The organism is Paraburkholderia youngii, assembly GCF_013366925.1.
GTDB classification, from domain to species: Bacteria; Pseudomonadota; Gammaproteobacteria; order Burkholderiales; family Burkholderiaceae; genus Paraburkholderia; species Paraburkholderia youngii.
In genome coordinates this window covers 2,520,247-2,539,183 of record NZ_JAALDK010000001.1, presented here as the reverse complement: position 1 = coordinate 2,539,183, position 18,937 = coordinate 2,520,247, and the positions used below count along the sequence as shown (strand labels likewise).

The window sequence follows — 18,937 nt, the reverse complement described above, 5'->3', positions numbered from 1 at the left end:
CGGAGCCGGAGTCGCGATAAACGGAGGAGCAACGGTGATCGAGCAATGGCGCGAGGCCGTGCGCGCGGTGCACGGCGTGGAGTCGAAATACAAGCGGCTGGTCAAGGCGATTGCCGGCGACATCGAGAACACGTCGCTGCCGCCCGGCGCGCGCCTGCCGCCGCAGCGCGACGTCGCCGCCGAACTCGCGATCAGCGTGCAGACCGTGACCAACGCATACAAGGAACTGGAGCGGCAAGGGCTGATCCGCTGCGAGGTAGGGCGCGGCAGCTTCGTCGCGGCGCGCGTCACCGAAACGATGTCGAGCTACATGCTCGATACGGCCGAGCGCTCGGTGGTCGATTTTTCGATCGCGCGCATCATTCACACGTCCGAGCACGATGCGATGTGGCGCAAGGTCTGCGCGACGCTCTCGACGCTCGACGATCAACCATGGATTCGCGCGTTCCGGCCGATCGCGGGCTTCGAGCATCATCGCCAGGCGGGCATTGCGTGGCTCGCGTCGCTCGGCATGCCGGCTTCGGCCGATACGCTGCTCGTCACCAACGGCGCCGCGCACGGCATCTTTCTCGCGCTTGCTTCGCTAGTGGGACCGGGCGACACCGTGCTGTGCGAAAGCCTGACGGATCACGGCGTGATAGGTTCGGCCAACGTGCTCGGCTTCACGCTGAAGGGCCTCGAAATCGACGAGTACGGCATACACCCCGAACATTTCGAGGAGATGTGCGACAGCGAGCGCATCTCCGCGCTCGTCTGCACGCCGACGCTGAACAACCCGACCGTCGCGCTGATGCCCGATTCGCGGCGTCGCGCGATTGCGAAAATCGCCGAACGCTATGGCGTCTACGTGATCGAGGACGACGTGTACGGCCCGTTGCCCGCCAAACATTCCACGCCGATTTCGAGCCTGATTCCCGATCTGTCGTTCTACTGCACGAGCTTGACGAAGTCGGTGATGGCCGGTTTGCGCATCGGCTATATGACGACGCCGCGCCGGCTCGCGCTGCGCGCCGAGAGCGTGCTGCGCGTGAGCAGCTGGATGGCGACCCCGCCGATGGCCGAGATCGCCACGCGTTGGATCGTCGACGGCACGGCCGCGCGGCTCGTCGAAATTCAGCGTGAACGGCTCGGGCGGCGTCAGGCGCAATTGCAGCAGACGCTCGGTAAATATGTCCTGGGCGCGCATCCGCAGGCATTGTCGGCATGGTTGCGGGTGCCCGATCACTGGCGCACCGACCGGCTGGTGCGCGAACTGCGCAACCGCGACATCGCGGTGACGTCGCCCGATCCATTCCTCGTGCGCGACGCGGACCGGCCTAATGCGGTGCGCGTTTGCGTCGGCGCCGAGGTTAGCGAAGACACCTACAAAGCCGCGCTCGAAACGATGCACGATGTGTTCGAGCAATACCCGCAGGTGCACGACTTCACCTGATCGCGCGGGTGCGCGAATTGCGCGGGCGCTGACCGAAATGAACTAGGACAATAAAAATCCTTTTTTAGAACACTAGACTGGGCTGCATGGAAAACGATGCGGCCGCGAATCACTGCGTTTATCTGCGACAGCCGTGCCCGCATCGAATAGCGAATCGACCACTTTGATGCAGGGCCTCGCGCATGTCCGTTCCATCGTCAGCCGATCTGTCGTTAGCCGACATTTACCGCGCGCGCAGCCGTATCGACGGCCGCGTGTGCCGTACACCGCTCGTCGAATCACCGAGCCTGTCGGCGCACGCCGGCACGCCGGTCTATCTGAAGCTCGAAACCGTGCAGCCGACCGGCAGCTTCAAGCTGCGCGGCGCGACCAATGCGCTCGCGCAACTGGCCGAGCAGGGCTGCACTCGCGTGGTGACCGCATCGACCGGTAATCATGGCCGCGCGCTCGCGCATGCGGCGCGCGCGCTCGGTATCGACGCAACCGTGTGTCTGTCGCGCCTCGTGCCCGCCAACAAGGTCGATGCGGTGCGCGCACTCGGCGCGCACGTGCGGATTACCGGCCAAAGCCAGGACGAGGCGGAGCACGAAGCATTGCGACTCGCGCGCGAAGAAGGTTATGCCTACGTGCCGCCATTCGACGATCCGCGCGTGATCGCTGGACAAGGGACGATCGGGCTCGAAATCGTCGAGGCCTTGCCCGATGTCGCGAACATCGTCGTTCCGTTGTCGGGCGGCGGGCTGTTTGCCGGCATCGCGCTCGCCGCGAAAAGCACGAGTGCCGCGATCGGTTTGACCGGCGTGACGATGGCGCGCGGCGCCGCGATGCACGCGAGTCTCGCGGTCGGTCAGCCGGTGCTGGTCGAGGAAGTCGATACGCTGGCCGATTCGCTCGGCGGCGGCATCGGACTCGAAAACCGCTACACGTACGCGCTGACGCGCGATCTGATCGACGAAACCGTGCTGCTGGATGAGGCATCGATCGCGCGCGGTATCGCGCATGCGTATCGGCAGGAACGGCTCGTCGTCGAAGGCGCGGCGGCGGTGGGGATTGCCGCGGTGCTCGATCGCGCGCTGCCCGCTGAGCGCATCGCGCGCGGGCCGCTCGTGCTCGTCGTGACGGGCGCGAACATCGATATGGATCTGCATCGGCGGATCGTCGGCAACGAAACATCGCAAGCCGCACCGCTACCGAACCCACATACCGCATCATGACCTCGATCACGCTCCTTGGCGAAGCCGAGCTTCGCAATCTCGTGCCGCTCGATCTCGCGGCTATCGACCAGATCGAAGCCGCCTTTGTCGCGCTCGCGACCGAAGCGGTCGCGATGCCGCCGATTCTGCGGCTCGATCTGCCAGCGCATAACGGCGAAGTCGATGTGAAGACGGCCTGGCTGCCGCGCCTCGACAGCTTCGCAATCAAAGTCAGTCCGGGCTTTTTCGATAACCCGTCGCTTGGTTTGCCGAGCCTGAACGGCCTGATGCTGGTGCTGTCGGCGAAGACCGGATTGACCGAGGCGGTGCTGCTCGACAACGGCTATCTGACCGCGATACGCACGGCGGCCGCCGGCGCGGTCGCGGCGCGCTGGCTCGCGAAAGCGCACACGCCGCACGTCGCGGTGATCGGCGCGGGCGAGCAGGCGCGCCTGCAACTGCGCGCCCTGATGCTGGTGCGCCGCGTCGAACACGTACGGGTGTGGGCGCGCGACGCGGCGAGCGCGCTACGTTTCTCAGCAGAAGCGAACAACACGCTCGGCGTGCGCTGCGACGTCGCGGCCAGCGTTCACGACGCGCTCGCCGAAGCGGACGTGGCGATCACGACGACGCCGAGCCGCACGCCGCTCATCGAAGCCGCCGATCTGCATCCGGGCCTGCACATCACCGCGATGGGCTCGGACGCCGAACACAAGAACGAAATCGCGCCGGCCGCGCTCGCGGCGGCGCGCTACGTGTGCGACCGCGCGCAGCAAACGCGGGTGCTCGGCGAACTGCATCACGCGATTGCCGCGGGCACGATGCGTGACGATGCGGCGATCGTCGAATTGGGTCAGGTGATAGCCAAAAAGGCGGCGGGCCGCATGAGCGACACCGAGGTGACGATCTGCGATCTGACCGGAACCGGCGCGCAGGACACCGCGATTGCCGCGCTCGCCTTGCAGCGCGCGCGTGCCGCGAAGGCGGGGACGACATTTGGCAACGACGCGCCGCTGAAATGACGCGCGATCAACGGTAAAACGCCGCACAAGCGGCTCACGAAGGAGTAGCACAGATGCGGGCATCCCCGATTCAACCGACGGTCGATTTCAACGCCGACGGCGAACAGCATGGTTTCCTGAAGCTGCCTCATTCTCACGACGTCTCCGCGTGGGGCGCGGAGATGATCCCCATCACCGTGATCCGCAACGGCGAGGGACCGACCGCGCTGCTAACGGGCGGCAATCACGGTGACGAATACGAAGGGCCGATCGCGCTGTCGAAGCTCGCCGCCACCTTGAAGGCGAGTGACGTGCGCGGGCGTGTGATCATCGTGCCGTTCATGAACTTTCCGGCGTTTCGCGCGGGCACGCGCACGTCGCCGATCGATCGCGGCAATCTGAATCGCAGCTTTCCGGGCAAGCCTGAGGGCACCGTGACCGAGAAGATCGCCGATTATTTTCAGCGCTATCTGCTGCCGCTCGCCGACTATGTGCTCGATCTGCACGCGGGCGGCCGCACGCTCGACTTCGTGCCGTTCGCCGCGATTCACGTACTGCCCGACGCGACGCAGCAGGCGCGCTGCGAAGCGGCGATGCGCGCGTTCGGCGCGCCGTACTCGATGCGGATGCTCGAGCTAGATAGCGTCGGGCTTTACGACACGGCCGTCGAGGAAGCCGGCAAGGTGTTCGTGTCGACCGAGCTTGGCGGCGGCGGTACCGCAACGGTGCAGAGCGTGGCGATTACCGAGCGTGGTGTGCGCGGCTTTCTGCAGCATGCGGGGATCATCGAGCAGGACGAATCGAGCCGTAACGCGCCACGCACGACCACGCTGCTCGATATGCCCGATGGCACCTGCTACACGACGAGCGAGCACGATGGTCTGCTCGAATTGTGCAAGGACCTCGGCGAGATGGTCGATAGCGGCGAGGTGATCGCGCGGGTTTACGATGCGAATCGCACCGGTGCCGCGCCGATCGAATATCGCGCGCGACGCGCGGGCATGCTCGCCGCGCGGCATTTTCCGGGGCTGGTGCGGATCGGCGATACGGTTGCGGTGGTCGCCGACGTGCTCGAACGTGGCATACCGGTAACGGTCTGAACGCGCGATGAAATTCGACCGCTACGATCTCGCGATTCTGCGCATTCTCGCGCGCGACGGACGAATCACGAAGTCGCGCCTCGCCGAAGAAATCAATCTGTCGATTTCGCCGGCATGGGAGCGCGTGAAGCGCCTCGAAGAAGAGGGCGTGATTCGCGGGTATCGCGCGGATATCGATTGGGTGCGCGCGTTCAAAGGCAGCCGCGTGGTGGTCGAGGTGACGCTAGCGCGTCATACCGCACCGGACATGCGGCGCTTCGAGGAGCGCATCGCGGCCGCGCCCGAAGTCGTGCAATGCCTCGCGACTGGCGGCGGCGTCGACTATGTGATGCACGTGCTGTCGCGCGATATCGACCACTATCAGCGCTTCATCGATACGTTGCTCACCGACGAATTGGGCATCGAAAAGTACTTCACCTATATCGTCACGAAGGTGGTGAAAAGCGGCGCCGAAGGACTGCCTGATTGGGCGGAACAATCGATTGGCGAGAACGGTTGAATGGCGCTGTAAATGCGGTCCAAATACGGTCAAAAGTCCCGCCCGAAAAAACATCAATCACGGGGCGAATTGCAGAAAAAACGCAGTTTTCCAACCGCGACAACAAAAAAATCCGCAGTGCCCGAGGACCTACAGTGATAGCAGAGACATCGCACACAGGAGGTCGTCATGTTGCTGGGTCATCCGGTCCTATTCAAATCGCTGTGCTACGTGGATGGACGCTGGGTCCATAGCGCGAGCGCCGCGAGCGTCGCAGTGCAGAATCCCGCGAATCAGGAAGTACTCGGCCATGTGCCGATGCTCGACGCGGCGCAGATCACCGCCGCAGTCGATGCCGCGCAGCGCGCGTTCGACACGTGGCGCTGGGTGCCGGTCGCCAAACGCTCGGCGCTGCTATTGCGCTGGCATGAACTGATCCTGCGTCATCAGCAGGATCTCGCTGCGATCCTGTCGCTCGAACAGGGCAAGCCGCTTGCCGAAGCGCGCGGCGAAATCGCGTATGGCGCGAGCTTCGTCGAATGGTTCGCGCATGAAGTGCGGCGCCTGAATGGGCGCACGATTCCGACGCATATCGATGGCGCGCATCTTGGCACGATCATCGAGCCGGTCGGCGTCGCCGCACTGATCACGCCGTGGAATTTCCCGTGCGCAATGCTCACGCGCAAGGCCGCTGCCGCGCTGGCCGCAGGTTGCACGGTGGTCGCGAAGCCCGCGCACGAGACGCCGTTCTCCGCACTCGCGCTCGCGCAACTCGCCGAAGAAGCCGGCTTTCCGGCAGGCGTGTTCAACGTGGTGCTCGGCGAGCCGCAAATGGCGATGGAAACGCTGGTTTCCGATAGCCGCGTGCGCTCGGTCAGCTTCACCGGATCGACGCGCGTCGGTGCACTGGTGATGCAAACGGCCGCGCAGGCAGGCATCAAGAAGACCGCGCTCGAACTGGGCGGCAACGCGCCTTTCATCGTGACCGAAGATGCGGACCTCGCACAAGCCGTGCGCGTGGCGGTGGCTGCGAAGTTCCAGACCTCGGGCCAGGACTGCTGCGCGGCGAACCGGATCTTCGTTGCGCGTTCGTTGTATGAAGCATTCGTGGCGCAATACAGCGATGCCGTGAGGGCGTTGAAAGTGGGCAATGCATTCGACCCGCACGTGGACGTGGGCCCGCTGATGCACCAGGCCGCGTTCGACTCGACCGTGCAGCGCGTCGCCGACGCGCGCGAGAAGGGCGCGCGCATCACGGTGGGCGGCTCGGCGCACGAGCGCGGCGGCTGGTTCTTCGAGCCGACCGTGGTGGCCGATGCTGCGCCCGGCATGCGCATCTATGACGAAGAGAACTTCGCGCCGATCTCGGCGGTCACGCCGTTCGATTCGCTCGACGAAGTGGTCGAACGCGCGAACGACACCGAGTACGGACTCGCCGCCTACGTGTGCGCGAAAGATCTGAACACCGTGTTTCAACTGATCCGCCGACTCGACTTCGCGATGGTGTCCATCAACGGCGCGAAGTTTACCGGCGCGCCGATTCCGTTCGGCGGCATCAAGTCGTCGGGGCTGGGACGCGAAGGCGGCGTCGAAGGCTTCGAGCCGTTCGTCGAGACACGTTATTTCTGCCTTGGCCAGCTCGGCTTGCCGGTCAGCGACAGCGCCCCCGCTCGTGCCGCGGCACACGCGATGGCGACGGACGCAACGGCCTGAACCTACTGTTTCATTCATCAAGACATCACACGAGGGAGCGACACATGACTCAATTCGATCAACTGCTGAGCGCCGATCGCGCACACTTCATGCATCCGTCGACGCACGCGCACGATCACGCGAGCGGCGCGCTGCCGGGCCGGATCGTGACCGGCGCGAAGGGCATCCGTATCGAGGACCATCAAGGCAAATCGTTTATCGATGCATTTGCCGGCCTTTACTGCGTGAACATCGGCTACGGCCGCACCGAAGTGGCAGACGCGATTTACGAGCAGGCGAAGAAGCTCGCGTACTACCACACGTATGTCGGCCACTCGACCGATACGATCATCGAGCTGTCGTCGCGCATCATCGACTGGTCGCCGAAGGGCATGAAGAAGGTGTACTACGGCTTGTCGGGTTCGGACGCAAACGAAACGCAGATCAAGCTCGTCTGGTACTACAACAACGTGAAGGGCCGCCCAAACAAGAAGAAGATCATTTCGCGCGACCGTGGCTATCACGGCTCGGGTATCGTCACCGGTAGCCTCACGGGCTTGCCGAGCTTCCATCAGTTCTTCGATCTGCCGGTCGAGCGCGTCAAGCACACCGTGTGTCCGCACTGGTATCGTCGCGCGCCGGCGGGCATGAACGAAACGCAGTTCGTCGCGTACTGCGTCGACGAACTCGAAAAGCTGATCGCGCATGAAGGCGCCGATACGATCGCGGCCTTCATCGGCGAACCGGTGATGGGCACGGGCGGCATCGTACCGCCGCCGGCCGGTTACTGGCCGGCGATCCAGCAGGTGCTGGAGAAGCACGACATTCTGCTGATCTGCGACGAAGTGGTGTGCGGCTTCGGCCGGCTCGGCTCGAAGATGGGCGCACAGCACTACGGCATTCAGCCGGATCTGATCACCGTCGCGAAGGGTTTGACGAGTGCGTATGCGCCGCTGTCGGGCGTGATCGTCAGCGAGGGCGTGTGGGATGTGATCGATAAGGCATCGCAGGAATCGGGCGCGCTGGGGCATGGCTGGACCTATTCGGGCCATCCGATCTGCGCGGCCGCGGCGCTCGCCAACCTCGACATTCTGGAGCGCGAGAACCTGACGCAGAATGCGGCGCAAACCGGCGCTTATCTGCTCCAGCAACTGCACGCGGCGTTCGACTCGCATCCGCTCGTTGGCGAGGTGCGCGGCGAGGGTATGCTAGCCGCGCTGGAGTTCATGGCCGACAAGCATCTCCGCACGCCGTTCGATGCGGCGCTGAAGGTGGGGCCGCGTGTGTCGGCTGCCGCGATGCAGCGCGGACTGATCGCGCGGGCGATGCCGCATGGCGACATTCTCGGCTTTGCGCCGCCGCTGGTGACGTCACGCAGTGATGTCGACGAGATCGTCAAGTTGACGCGCGAAGCGGTGGATGAGGTTGCGTCGCAGGTGTTTGCGCCGGCTGCTTCGCTTTGATGAACTGAGGTGTGAGAAAGCCCCGGCTGCTGGGATGTGGTTTGTGGTCGGGGCTTTTATTTACTTCGGGCGGAATTGATGTCAGGCGGTTCAATTTCGATAGAATCCAAGGTTTCGCTGACCGATCGTGTTTCGCGCAGATCACCGCCCACGATTTCGTGCTGGTGTCTGTCGAGAAATCGGATCTTCGTGTCGATTATCAACGTAACTGGGACGTCACCGTGGGAGCTATGCCACACGGCTTGAAATTTATACGGTCCCATCCGAGCACCGCCCATATGCGGCATTGTCGCGCTACCTATCCTGTTTCCCCATCCCGTATCCGTAACCGAAAAGTTTTCAGTTATGAACTGTTCCAATTCAGCGCGCGCCTTGAGCATTGGAACAATGTCGCCGTGAAAACTGACCGATCCATCCGCATAAGCGGTCGGAATCAATAGCGCTCCGACGAGCGTAGTCATAAATCTTTGAGCACAGATCCTTTTATTCACGATTCAAGATCTAGAAGATCTGGAAGAGCATGCCTTTAAATCTATGCCGTGCTTTAGTCCTCCCGGAACGGACTCCGGTTGCCCTTGTTCCGCAGGTCCTATCGTCACGCTATCGATATGCTCTTCAATGCGGACTGCCTTAAGCAAACTTCCATTGACCTTCCTGCCGCGCGAGTCGATAAAATCTATACGCGTGTTTATCGTCAGAACTACTGGTTTTGAACCTGAATTCCCGCGCCAGTTTGCCCACATCGAATAAGGCCCGATTCGGGAAACCCCCTAAAGCTTTCGATTTGAACGTCTCCAATTCGCGTTCCCATTGGATCGCTGACGATATCGAAGCTGCAGAGAACGAGTTCTCTTAAGTCTGCGTTCTGATTTAATAGCGGCATGATAGATGAATCGAAATCGACTGAGCTCGTACCATTTAGTGCGAAAGCAGTAAGCGGGAGACACGACAAGAGCGGAAGCAGTCTTTTCATTTAATAACCCAGGAATTTGGCCCGGCGAGAGCCGACAGCGTTGTGACGATGCATTGGCACGCTCCTCCTCGGATGGCGGCGGCTTCGCGCCGCCTTGTCACTGACGGCTATAGGTACATGGACCCACATCAGAACCGCTGGAAATTGTGCTTGCACGACAAGATGCTGCTTCGTAGCGACCGCTTCTCTGATTGAAGCGAAACCGGGTTGTGTAACACGTTATCGCCGTACAAGCCGTCTCTGCGATGTCTCGCATTCCACCATGCTCCACTTGCAAGATCTGAAAAACATCAGCATTTCCTTCATGCAGGATGCGCCCGTTAGAAACAAGCCAGTGCTGGAATTGATGGGCGCCATAGAAAGGTGCAAAATATGGGTCCAAGGTGGGCCGCACGAATCGGATTTCCCGCCCCCTAAGGCTAATTGGGACGGTCTTCCATACGAGCCTTGTGCTTGGGTCCTTCGGTATCTCGTCCGCTTGTGCATAGCCAGTTAAATCCTGCGCTCGCTCTTCATGTCTCATCAATGCGCTTGCGAACGCATGAGTGACGTGATCCCATCCGCTCGTTGAGTCTTCAGTTCGATTCTCGAACAAGATTTCTGAGGCAACTGCATGACCAGTCGTAAGGCCTGCGAGTAGTAGCGCGATAGCAGTATTTTTCATTTTGGTGTCCCGCCGCCCGCAATAAACCACGCCTTTAGAGTCGCAAAGTCATGAACCTGAAAGGACACCCATTCATGAGGCTTTAGCTTCTCAATGGCATGCTTAATGTCTCCGGCTATCACCAAGTCAATTACATTGTGGACGCGAACGTCTTCAACCGCGATAAGGTCCTGAGTGTGCGGCGAAAAATCGTCGAGACCCATCGCCTTTTTGCCATGTTCGGTCCACGCGGCTCTGTTAATCTGGTACAGACCGGCAGCGGTAGTGTGTCCATCTTTACCCGGCCCCGGGTGAGTTGATTCGTCGGTAAAGGTCCACGTCGTATTTCCCGGATACCACCCGTACTTCGCGTTGTCTTAGGCATCTTTCGCGCCGTTGCAATAAATATTGATTTCTTCAGCCGAACTGGTCATGGAAAGACGGTGCGTATAGCCGCTCGCGTCGGTCATTCCATGTTCTATATCGCCGCTTGCCCGTTCGACGGCATATTCAATGTTGACTAAAGGCTTACCCGTGTGAGTGTCGAGAAGTTGGAATTGCTCGTTGTAGTTGATACGCCTGGTGACCGGGGTGCGTCCGCGACAATCACACGCCCATGCGTAACCTAGCGCTTTAGCCATGTCATAACCGGTTGATAGCGAACGCAGCCGATCAAAGGGAAAGAACTCTCCGGTTTCTGCATTCATAGCCTGTGCCGACGGCATCGGCGGGAAGTTGGCGTAGATCGAATAGGTAATGCGACAAAGGTCACAGACCTCCTCGTCCGGCATCTTCTTTCCAGTGCCATCCTGATTCCGTTTCTCCATTGGATTCCTCATGAATTTTCCAGGCGATGTCGGATACTTACCCATCGAAACGAACCACGTCAACAGCTTTAAATCGAGATAAGACTGTCTTGAAAAACATTGACGACGACTGCTACGCGCGAAAAAGAAAGCCCGCCATGAGGGGCGGGCGGGCTCGGAGGGTGACAGTGTGCGGCTAGAGCTGGGAAGGGCCGTAATGCATCGGCCAGTGTTTAATCGCAATGAGAGTTAATGCGAAGCTTCGTCGCCGTAATGCCGATCCGGAATCACAACGATATTCCCCACGAAGCGCTTTTCAATAAACCGCGTCTGCGCCTCATGAAACTTCGACAGCGGATAAGTCGCTGCGAGAACCGGCCGAATCGTACCGCTCTGAATATAGTCGAGCACGCGTTTGAACGCGCCGCGCGTGCCCTGCGACGATCCATTCAACTGCAACTGCTTCAGATACATCGTGCGCAAGTCGAGTTGCACGACCGGCCCTGCGATCGCGCCCGCGGTCGTGTATCGCCCCTCTGGCCGCAGCACGTTCAACAGCTTGCCGAACAGCGCCCCGCCAACCAGATCGGCAACCACGTCGACAGGCCGGCCGTCGGTCATCCGTTCGACGTCCGCGACGAAGTCGCCGCTGTCGCGCAGCATCACGCGTTGCGCGCCGAGCGCGAGCACCGCTTCTTCCTTGCCCTTGCTGACCACCGCATACGGAACTGCGCCGCGCGCGCGGCACAGCTGAATGATGGCCGAGCCGACGCCGCCGGACGCACCGGTAATCAGCACCGCTTCGCCGCGCTTGACGGCCGCGCGTTCGATCATCTGCTCGCCGGTGTGATAAGCGCACCAGAACGTCGCGAGCTCGGCGTCGGAACACGTGGAGTCGACGCGATGCGCGTTGTCCGCGGGCACGGCCGTGTATTCAGCGTACCCCCCGTCGCGGCCGTGGCCGATGTAGTCGATATCGGCGAGGCTGTCGTCGTCGCGGTTGTAGATCGACGCGTCGACGATCACGCGCTCGCCGATCCGTGCATCGCTGACGCCGCGACCCACCGCGACCACGCGGCCGACGATATCCGCGCCCTGAATGCGCGGAAACGTCAGCGTCGAGCGGCCGCGTCGCCACGTCGAAACCGCTTGCGGGTCGTCGTCGGTGCCGTAGGCGCCCTCGCGGACCCACACGTCGGTATTGTTGAGACCGCATGCGGTCACATCGATCAGTACTTCGCCGGCCGCACAGGACGGCACCGGCACGTCGCCGCGATAGACCAGTTTGTCGAGGCCGCCGTGCCCGGTCAGCACGACGGCCTTCATCGTTTTCGGCAGCATGTTTCCCCTCGTGTTGAGACGGGCATCGTGCTCCGCGAGTCGATGCGGGCACGACGCCCGTGCGCTTACGGTTTGACGAACAGCTTGCGTGGCGTGCGGCAGAAGGTCTCGACACCGGTCCTGGTGATCAGGATGCTCTCGGTGATTTCGAGGCCCCAGTCGTCGAGCCACAGGCCCGGCATGAAGTGGAACGTCATGCCGGGTTCGAGGACGGTCTTGTCCCCAGGACGCAGGCTCATCGTGCGCTCGCCCCAGTCCGGCGGATAGCTCGCGCCGATCGGATAGCCGCAACGGCTGTTCTTCTCGATGCCGTATTTGTGCAGCACCGCGAAAAACGCATTAGCGATGTCCTCGCAGGTATTGCCCGGTTTCGCCGCGGCAAGACCGGCCTCGATTCCTTCGACCACCGCGCGCTCGCCCTCGATGAAATGCTTCGGCGGCTTGCCCAGATACACGGTGCGCGACTGCGGGCAGTGATAGCGCTTGAAGCAGCCGGCGATTTCGAAGAACGTGCCGGCGTCCTTCGCGAACGGCGTGTCGTCCCAGGTCAGATGCGGCGCGGCCGCGTCGGCGCCGGTCGGCAGTAGCGGCACGATCGCCGGATAGTCGCCGCCATGACCGTCGATGCCGGTAATGCCTGCCGAGTAGATCTCCGCGACGAGGTCATTCTTGCGCATGCCCGGCTCGATTCGCTCGAGGATATGCGCGTGCATCTTCTCGACGATGCGCGCGGCCACGCGCATGTACTCGATCTCGCGTAGCGATTTGACCGCGCGTTGCCAGTTGACGAGGCCGGTCGCGTCCTGCCATTTAGCGTCCGGCAGATGCGCGACGAGCGAGCGATAAGCGGCGGCGCTGAAATAGTAGTTGTCCATTTCGACGCCGATCTTCGCGTTGGCCCAGCCGCGCGCCGCGATCACCTCGCGCGCGAGATAGTCCATCGGATGCCGCGCGGTGGATTGCACGTAGTGGTCCGGATAGCCGACGATCTGATCGTGCTGCATGAAGACGGTGCGCTTTGCACCATTCGCGTCCTGACCGCGGCCGAACCAGACCGGCTCGCCATCGAGCGCGAGCAGCACGCACTGATGCACGTAAAACGACCAGCCGTCATAGCCGGTGAGCCAGGCCATATTGGTCGGGTCCGACACGATCAATAGCTCGATGCCGGCCGCCTGCATGGCCTTGCGCGTCTTGGCAAGACGCGCGGCATATTCGTCGCGTTCGAACGGCAGGCGCACGACGGGCACCTCAATTCGCGATTCCTGTTGCGTCGTATCTGACATCTTCCCCTCTCTCTGAGCGTGACGTCGTTGCGGGAGGTGGCGCACGGTGCACGTGAATGCGGCGCCACGGGTATTTCTCGCCGCAGTCTAATGCCGCGAAAAAACGCCTCCGAATGTGCTAGTTCAATGTCAGTGACGTTATCAACGCATGCTGCGGTCTTGTTGCGGTGCACCCTTCGCCCGCCTTTGGCCGCGCGGAAAAAAAGAATTGTTCTAGAGCAATCCGGTTTGCAAATATGGCTGCGTATTCTGGTCCGCATCACTGGCATTTCCGGCGCCGCAGCCGCATTCCATTGAGTCAAATCACGTACGACGAACGGGATCGAATCGATATGAACACTGCGCGAGTTACCGATCTACTGAGCGCTTCAGGCATCGCCCCGGCAAGTCTTTCCTCCGAACGCACGGCCACGCCCGCAGGCACTCAGGCGCGCCGTGACCAAAGCCCCGCGAATAAGCCATTGATCCGACTCGACCGGATCACGAAACGATATGGCGCGCTGACCGTGCTCGACGAACTATCGCTCGACGTGATGCCCGGCGAGAAACTGGCGCTGATCGGTCCGTCGGGATCGGGCAAGACGACGATCCTGCGCATCCTGATGACGCTCGAGACGATCGATGGCGGCCATATCGAGGTGGACGGCGAACAACTGTTTCATATGCCGCGCGGCGGCCAGATGGTGCCCGCGAACGAAAGGCATCTGCAGAAGATGCGCGAGAAGATCGGCATGGTGTTTCAGCACTTCAATCTGTTTCCGCACAAGAGCGTGCTCGACAACGTGACGCTCGCCCCAATGCTGACGAAGGGCGAGAGCCGCGAGTCGGCGGAGAAACGCGCGCTAGAGCTGCTCGACATGGTCGGCATGGCCGACAAGGCGAAAAGCCGTCCCGCGCAACTGTCGGGCGGCCAGAAGCAGCGCGTGGCGATCGCGCGGGCGCTCGCACTCGCGCCGCGAATCATGCTGTTCGACGAAGTGACGTCCGCGCTCGACCCCGAACTCGTCGAGGAAGTCCTGAACGTGATGCAGCGGCTCGCGCGCGAAACCGATATGACGATGCTGCTCGTCACGCACGAAATGGGCTTCGCGCACGATTTCGCCGACCGCGTGCTGTTCTTCGATCGCGGCAGGATCGTCGAGGAAGGCAAGCCCGAGGACATCTTCACTCATCCCGTGCATGAGCGGACCCAGACCTTCCTGCGCAAGATCCTCGCCGCGGGGCATCGAATCTGAGCCGAGCCGCAACAGATTGTTTTTCCATGCTGCACATCACCCACTACTACGTCATACCACTACGCCAAAGGAGCCAGAGATCATGAAGCTGAAGGGGATTCTGATTGCGGGAGGGTTGTCTCTGCTGACGCTCGCGAGCCTCGCATATGCCGCCGACGACAAGCTCACGCAGCTGCGCCAGCAAGGTTTCGCGCGCATCGCGATCGCGAACGAACCGCCGTTCACCGCAGTCGGCGCGGACGGCAAAGTGACGGGCGCGGCGCCCGATGTCGCGCGCGCGGGGTTCAAGAAGCTGGGCGTCAACGACGTCGTCGCGTCGGTCTCCGAGTATGGCGCGATGATTCCGGGCCTCGCGGCCGGGCGGCATGACGCGATTGCGGCGGGGCTGTTCATGACGCCGCAGCGTTGCGCGGCTGTCGCCTATTCGCAGCCGGTGCTGTGCGCGGTCGAAGCGTTCGCGGTCAAGAAAGGCAATACGAAGAGCATCAAGACCTACGAGGAAATCGCGAAAGATCCGAAAGCTGTGATCGGTGTGGAAGGCGGCACGACCGAGCAGAAGCTCGCGACCGCCGCGAATATTCCGACCGATCGCGTGATCATCGTGCCGGACGGGCAAAGCGGTCTGAAGATGTTGCAGGACGGCCGCATCGACGCATTCGCGTTGCCGCTTCTTTCGATCACCGATCTGCTTTCAAAGGCGAAGGACCCGAACCTCGATTCGATCGCGCCGGTGCAGAACACGCCGGTGCAATGCGACGGCGTCGCGTTCCGCAAGCAGGACACCGCGCTGCGCGATGCGTTCGATGTCGAGCTGAAGAAGATGAAGGATTCCGGCGAGTTCGCGAAGATCGTCGAGCCCTATGGCTTCTCGGCGAAGGCGGCGATGTCGGCGAGCCGCGAACAACTGTGCACGGCGAAGAACTGAGGCCGCGATAGCACGCCATGCGCGCGGCACGGTCGCGCGCATGGCCCCCGATACATTGTGCGCGAGGTGCGTCGATGAACCACTGGTCCGGTTATTTGGAGCTGATTTTGCAGGGGGCGCGGACAACCGTCGAACTGACGCTGATGGGCGCGGTACTCGCGCTCGTCATGGCGTTCGTCGCGGGGCTCGGGCGTCTGTCGCGCTTCTTCGTGGTGCGCGCGTTGGCCACGTCGTATATCGAGTTCTTTCGCGGCACGTCGATCTTCGTGCAGCTGTTCTGGGCGTACTTCGTGTTGCCGATGGCCGGCCTCACGCTGACGCCGCTGCAGGCCGGCGTGCTCGCGCTTGGGCTTAACGTCGGCGCGTACGGCGCCGAATTGGTGCGCGGCGCGGTCGCCGCGATCGGCCACGAGCAGCGCAGCGCCTGCATTGCGTTGAATCTTTCCCGCTATCAGCGCATGCGGCACGTGATCCTGCCACAGGCCTTGCCGCTGATGCTGCCCACCTTCGGCAACAACGCGATCGAGCTGCTGAAGGGCACGGCCGTCGTGTCGCTGATTTCGCTCGGCGACATGACCTTCCAGGCGCAAGTGGTGCGCTCGCAAACCGGCAATACGTTGATCCCGTTCGCGACGATTCTCGCGCTGTACTTCGGCATGGCCTGTCTGATCTCGTTCGGTATGCGCAAGCTGGAAAGCCGGATGAGTTTCGGTCTCGACCGCATCAGGAGATAGACGTATGGAATGGGACTGGAGCTTCGTGCGCGAGATTCTGCCGCTGCTGCTGCAAGGGTTGGAGATCACCGTGCTGGCTACCTTGCTGGGCGCGGTAGTGGCCGCCGTGGTCGGCATGGTGATAGCCATCTTGCGGCTCGCACCGAATCGCGTGGTGTCGCGCGGCACATCGGCGATTGCGAGCTTTATTCGCGGCACGCCGCTGCTGGTGCAGCTGTATTTCGTGTTCTACGTGCTGCCCGACATCGGCATCCGGATGCCGGCCCTCGCGGCCGGTGTGCTCGCAATCGGCGTGCATTACGCGACATATGCGGCCGAGGTCTATCGTGCCGGCATCGAAAGCATTCCGCGCGGGCAATGGGAGGCCGCGAAGGCCTGCAATCTGAGCCCCGCGCAAACCTGGCAGCACGTGATCCTGCCCGAAGCGGTGCCGCCGATGGTGCCGGCGCTCGCCAATTACCTGATCTCGATGTTCAAGGAAACGCCGTTGCTGTCGGCGATCACGGTCCTCGAATTGATGAATCAGGCGAAGATCATCGCGAATACGGATTACCGCTATCTGGAGCCGATGACGCTGGTCGGCGTGCTGTTCCTGATCATCAGCCTGATCGCGGTGGCCTGTGTGCGCCTCCTTGAAAAGCGTTTTCCGGCTCCGGGACATTGAACGATGCAAATAACTATTCGGCAGTTCGAGCGCGCGCCGAATTTGATCGAACGCGCTTTCGAAAAACGTATCGGCCTCGTGATTCTCGCGACCGATCACACCAGCGAGCCGGATTTCGCGGCACTCGTTGCGAGCGAGCGGATCGGCATCTACGTGAATCGCGTGCCGTATGCGAACCCGGTCACGCCCGACAATCTGCGCGCGATGCAACCGTCACTGACCGCGGCCGCGGCGCTGATCCTGCCCGACGAAACGCTCGACGTCGTGATGTATTCGTGCACGTCGGCATCCGTGATGATCGGTGATGCGCAGATCGAGCGCGCAATTCATGCAGCGAAGCCATCCGCCCGAGTGGTCACTCCAACGAATGCCGCGGTCACTGCGCTCGACACGCTCGGCGCGCGGCGTATCAGCGTGCTGACGCCGTACACCGCCGAAACGAGTGGGCCAATGGCGGAGTACTTTGCCGCACAAGGCTTCGCGATCGATCGCTTCTCTTGCGTCGGTTTGACCGACGACCGGGAGATGGCACGGATTTCGCACGACGATATCGTCGCCTTTGCGCGCGAAGCGACGGCGCGGGACTCCGACGCGTTGTTTATCTCATGCACCGCTGTGCGAGCCGCGCGGATCATCGCGCGAATCGAAGAGGCTACGGCCAAGCCGGTGGTCAGCAGCAATCTCGCGACCGCATGGATGTGTTTGCGGCTGTGCGGCGAGAACGACGCGAGGCCGGAGCAGGGGCGTTTGATGACGCTGCCGTTGCTGATGCGCTGATACGAATGACGTTGGGCTTTCAGCCACTCAGTGGCTTGCGCCCGACGTTAATCGTTCGATCATGTTGCGGATCGCGCGCATCTGAACGCCTTGCTGATCGGCGAAATGTCGGCCGGTATATCCCCACCAGTCCCAGCATCCGTTCGGGTTGGTTATTGGAATCGATACCGCCTGCGGATACAGCACGACGATCCGGTTGTTGTCCGCCCACTGCGTATAGCCGGCGTGCCGGACGAACGTGGTTCCGTAGGAGAGCCCGGTCGGTGAGCCGAGCGGGACATACGCCTGCCCCTGCCGGCAGCCATGCAGCGCAACTTGCAGCCGGCACGGTGCTCCGGCATTGCATGTGCTCGGTACATACAGCCATCCGGTGGCGTCCATGCCCGTCCTGCGCAAAATGCTCGCTGGCTGGCTGGCCGGTAGATAACGGCTCTGATCGAAGCGGATGAAGCGTCCCGATGGCGTTGCCGCGGCAGGCGGCGCGAGCGGAGCAGGTCCGTAGATCCAGCCCAGTATCTGCTTCGCGCCATCGACATCGCACTTGCCGATGAAAGGCGATTCGCTTTTTGCGCAGGCCACGCCATAGTCGATGGTGGGCATCGTGTGGCCCGCATCGGCAATGCCGATTTGAGTCATGTTCTGTGCCGGCACGCCGAGTGCCGCATAGAACGCCTGCAACTGGGCGACGATGGGCGCAGGCACGGTCGCATCTTTCGCTCCCGATATCGTGACGATTCGTTGGCCCATGATGCTGGCGACATCGTCGATCAGGCGACTGGCCGAAAACGTTTTGGCCATCGAGACGAGCCGTGGCACATTGGTGCTGTCAGGCGAGACCCGGCAGGCGCTCGCCGGTCGGATGGTGCATGAGCACCGGGTGGTGGCGATCAGAAGGCTGTTTCGCGAGCAATAGTACGGACCGGCCGCAACGACGCCCACGCCCTTGATGATCGACGAGTACGCGACCGCCAGTTGCACCGCCATGAACCCTCCCGCCGAGAGGCCGGAGACGGAGGTCTGCGAGATATCGATGTTGAGCGCCGGCAATGGCGGATAGCTGGCCGATTCGGCGTAACACCCTGCCGATGGCATCGACAAAGCGGTGATACATATGCAGAGCGCTGCTTTCACCGGTTGGCCTCGCACTCGAATGCTTATCGGTAGAACGAACGACGGCTTGAAATTTTAAAGCGT

17 protein-coding genes and 1 pseudogene are annotated in these 18,937 nt (G+C 62.0%); 12 read left to right on the top strand and 6 right to left on the bottom strand.

Annotated features, from left to right (window positions below; all coding sequences use genetic code 11):
* The first annotated feature begins 34 nt into the window (after positions 1-34).
* From ehuR to G5S42_RS11785, 7 genes are all read left to right on the top strand, one after another.
* Positions 35-1,432: a MocR-like ectoine utilization transcription factor EhuR gene (ehuR, locus tag G5S42_RS11815; RefSeq protein WP_176106902.1), complete on the top strand. Its 1,398-nt coding sequence runs from the start codon at positions 35-37 to the stop codon at positions 1,430-1,432.
* Between the two features lie 182 nt (positions 1,433-1,614).
* On the top strand, positions 1,615-2,646 hold the full coding sequence (gene eutB, locus G5S42_RS11810) for a hydroxyectoine utilization dehydratase EutB (protein ID WP_176106901.1): 1,032 nt from the start codon (positions 1,615-1,617) through the stop codon (positions 2,644-2,646).
* Positions 2,643-3,647 carry a cyclodeaminase gene (locus G5S42_RS11805; protein WP_176106900.1) on the top strand — a complete coding sequence of 335 codons (1,005 nt, stop codon included), beginning with the start codon at positions 2,643-2,645 and terminating at the stop codon, positions 3,645-3,647. The genes eutB and G5S42_RS11805 overlap by 4 nt, the downstream gene beginning before the upstream one ends.
* Positions 3,648-3,700: 53 nt before the next feature.
* Positions 3,701-4,726, top strand: coding sequence for a N(2)-acetyl-L-2,4-diaminobutanoate deacetylase DoeB (gene doeB, locus G5S42_RS11800; protein ID WP_176106899.1), 1,026 nt, complete (start codon positions 3,701-3,703; stop codon positions 4,724-4,726).
* 7 nt (positions 4,727-4,733) lie between these two features.
* Complete coding sequence (locus G5S42_RS11795; protein WP_013092605.1) at positions 4,734-5,225, top strand: Lrp/AsnC family transcriptional regulator; 492 nt, start codon at positions 4,734-4,736, stop codon at positions 5,223-5,225.
* A 168-nt stretch (positions 5,226-5,393) separates the two neighbouring features.
* Complete coding sequence (locus G5S42_RS11790; RefSeq protein WP_176106898.1) at positions 5,394-6,917, top strand: NAD-dependent succinate-semialdehyde dehydrogenase; 1,524 nt, start codon at positions 5,394-5,396, stop codon at positions 6,915-6,917.
* A gap of 44 nt (positions 6,918-6,961) precedes the next feature.
* A complete protein-coding gene (locus G5S42_RS11785) occupies positions 6,962-8,359 on the top strand; it encodes an aspartate aminotransferase family protein (protein ID WP_176106897.1) in 1,398 nt (465 codons plus the stop codon).
* Between the two features lie 56 nt (positions 8,360-8,415).
* Here G5S42_RS11785 and G5S42_RS11780 read toward each other — a convergent pair whose 3' ends face one another.
* The 5 genes and pseudogenes from G5S42_RS11780 to doeA form a co-directional block, all read right to left on the bottom strand.
* Complete coding sequence (locus G5S42_RS11780) at positions 8,416-8,820, bottom strand: hypothetical protein (RefSeq protein WP_176106896.1); 405 nt, start codon at positions 8,818-8,820, stop codon at positions 8,416-8,418.
* A gap of 1,172 nt (positions 8,821-9,992) precedes the next feature.
* Positions 9,993-10,307: pseudogene (locus tag G5S42_RS11775) on the bottom strand (lysozyme family protein); the annotation flags it as partial.
* Between the two features lie 45 nt (positions 10,308-10,352).
* Positions 10,353-10,802, bottom strand: a complete 450-nt coding sequence (locus tag G5S42_RS11770; protein ID WP_176106894.1) for a hypothetical protein — start codon at positions 10,800-10,802, stop codon at positions 10,353-10,355.
* 228 nt (positions 10,803-11,030) lie between these two features.
* Positions 11,031-12,122, bottom strand: coding sequence for an alcohol dehydrogenase family protein (locus tag G5S42_RS11765; protein WP_176106893.1), 1,092 nt, complete (start codon positions 12,120-12,122; stop codon positions 11,031-11,033).
* Between the two features lie 65 nt (positions 12,123-12,187).
* A complete protein-coding gene (doeA, locus tag G5S42_RS11760; RefSeq protein ID WP_176106892.1) occupies positions 12,188-13,408 on the bottom strand; it encodes an ectoine hydrolase DoeA in 1,221 nt (406 codons plus the stop codon).
* 332 nt (positions 13,409-13,740) lie between these two features.
* Here doeA and ehuA point away from each other — a divergent pair, with 332 nt between their 5' ends.
* From ehuA to eutA, 5 genes are all read left to right on the top strand, one after another.
* Positions 13,741-14,643, top strand: coding sequence for an ectoine/hydroxyectoine ABC transporter ATP-binding protein EhuA (gene ehuA / locus G5S42_RS11755; protein ID WP_281374989.1), 903 nt, complete (start codon positions 13,741-13,743; stop codon positions 14,641-14,643).
* An 82-nt stretch (positions 14,644-14,725) separates the two neighbouring features.
* Positions 14,726-15,568 carry an ectoine/hydroxyectoine ABC transporter substrate-binding protein EhuB gene (gene ehuB / locus G5S42_RS11750; RefSeq protein WP_176106890.1) on the top strand — a complete coding sequence of 281 codons (843 nt, stop codon included), beginning with the start codon at positions 14,726-14,728 and terminating at the stop codon, positions 15,566-15,568.
* A gap of 74 nt (positions 15,569-15,642) precedes the next feature.
* Entirely contained in the window at positions 15,643-16,302 is a 660-nt protein-coding gene (gene ehuC / locus G5S42_RS11745) for an ectoine/hydroxyectoine ABC transporter permease subunit EhuC (RefSeq protein WP_176106889.1), read from the top strand.
* A gap of 4 nt (positions 16,303-16,306) precedes the next feature.
* Complete coding sequence (gene ehuD, locus G5S42_RS11740; RefSeq protein WP_176106888.1) at positions 16,307-16,966, top strand: ectoine/hydroxyectoine ABC transporter permease subunit EhuD; 660 nt, start codon at positions 16,307-16,309, stop codon at positions 16,964-16,966.
* 3 nt (positions 16,967-16,969) lie between these two features.
* A complete protein-coding gene (gene eutA, locus G5S42_RS11735; RefSeq protein ID WP_176106887.1) occupies positions 16,970-17,743 on the top strand; it encodes an ectoine utilization protein EutA in 774 nt (257 codons plus the stop codon).
* A gap of 27 nt (positions 17,744-17,770) precedes the next feature.
* On the opposite strand, the gene G5S42_RS11730 is transcribed toward eutA, so the two are convergent.
* Positions 17,771-18,874: an extracellular catalytic domain type 2 short-chain-length polyhydroxyalkanoate depolymerase gene (locus G5S42_RS11730; RefSeq protein WP_312883559.1), complete on the bottom strand. Its 1,104-nt coding sequence runs from the start codon at positions 18,872-18,874 to the stop codon at positions 17,771-17,773.
* Positions 18,875-18,937: the final 63 nt, after the last annotated feature.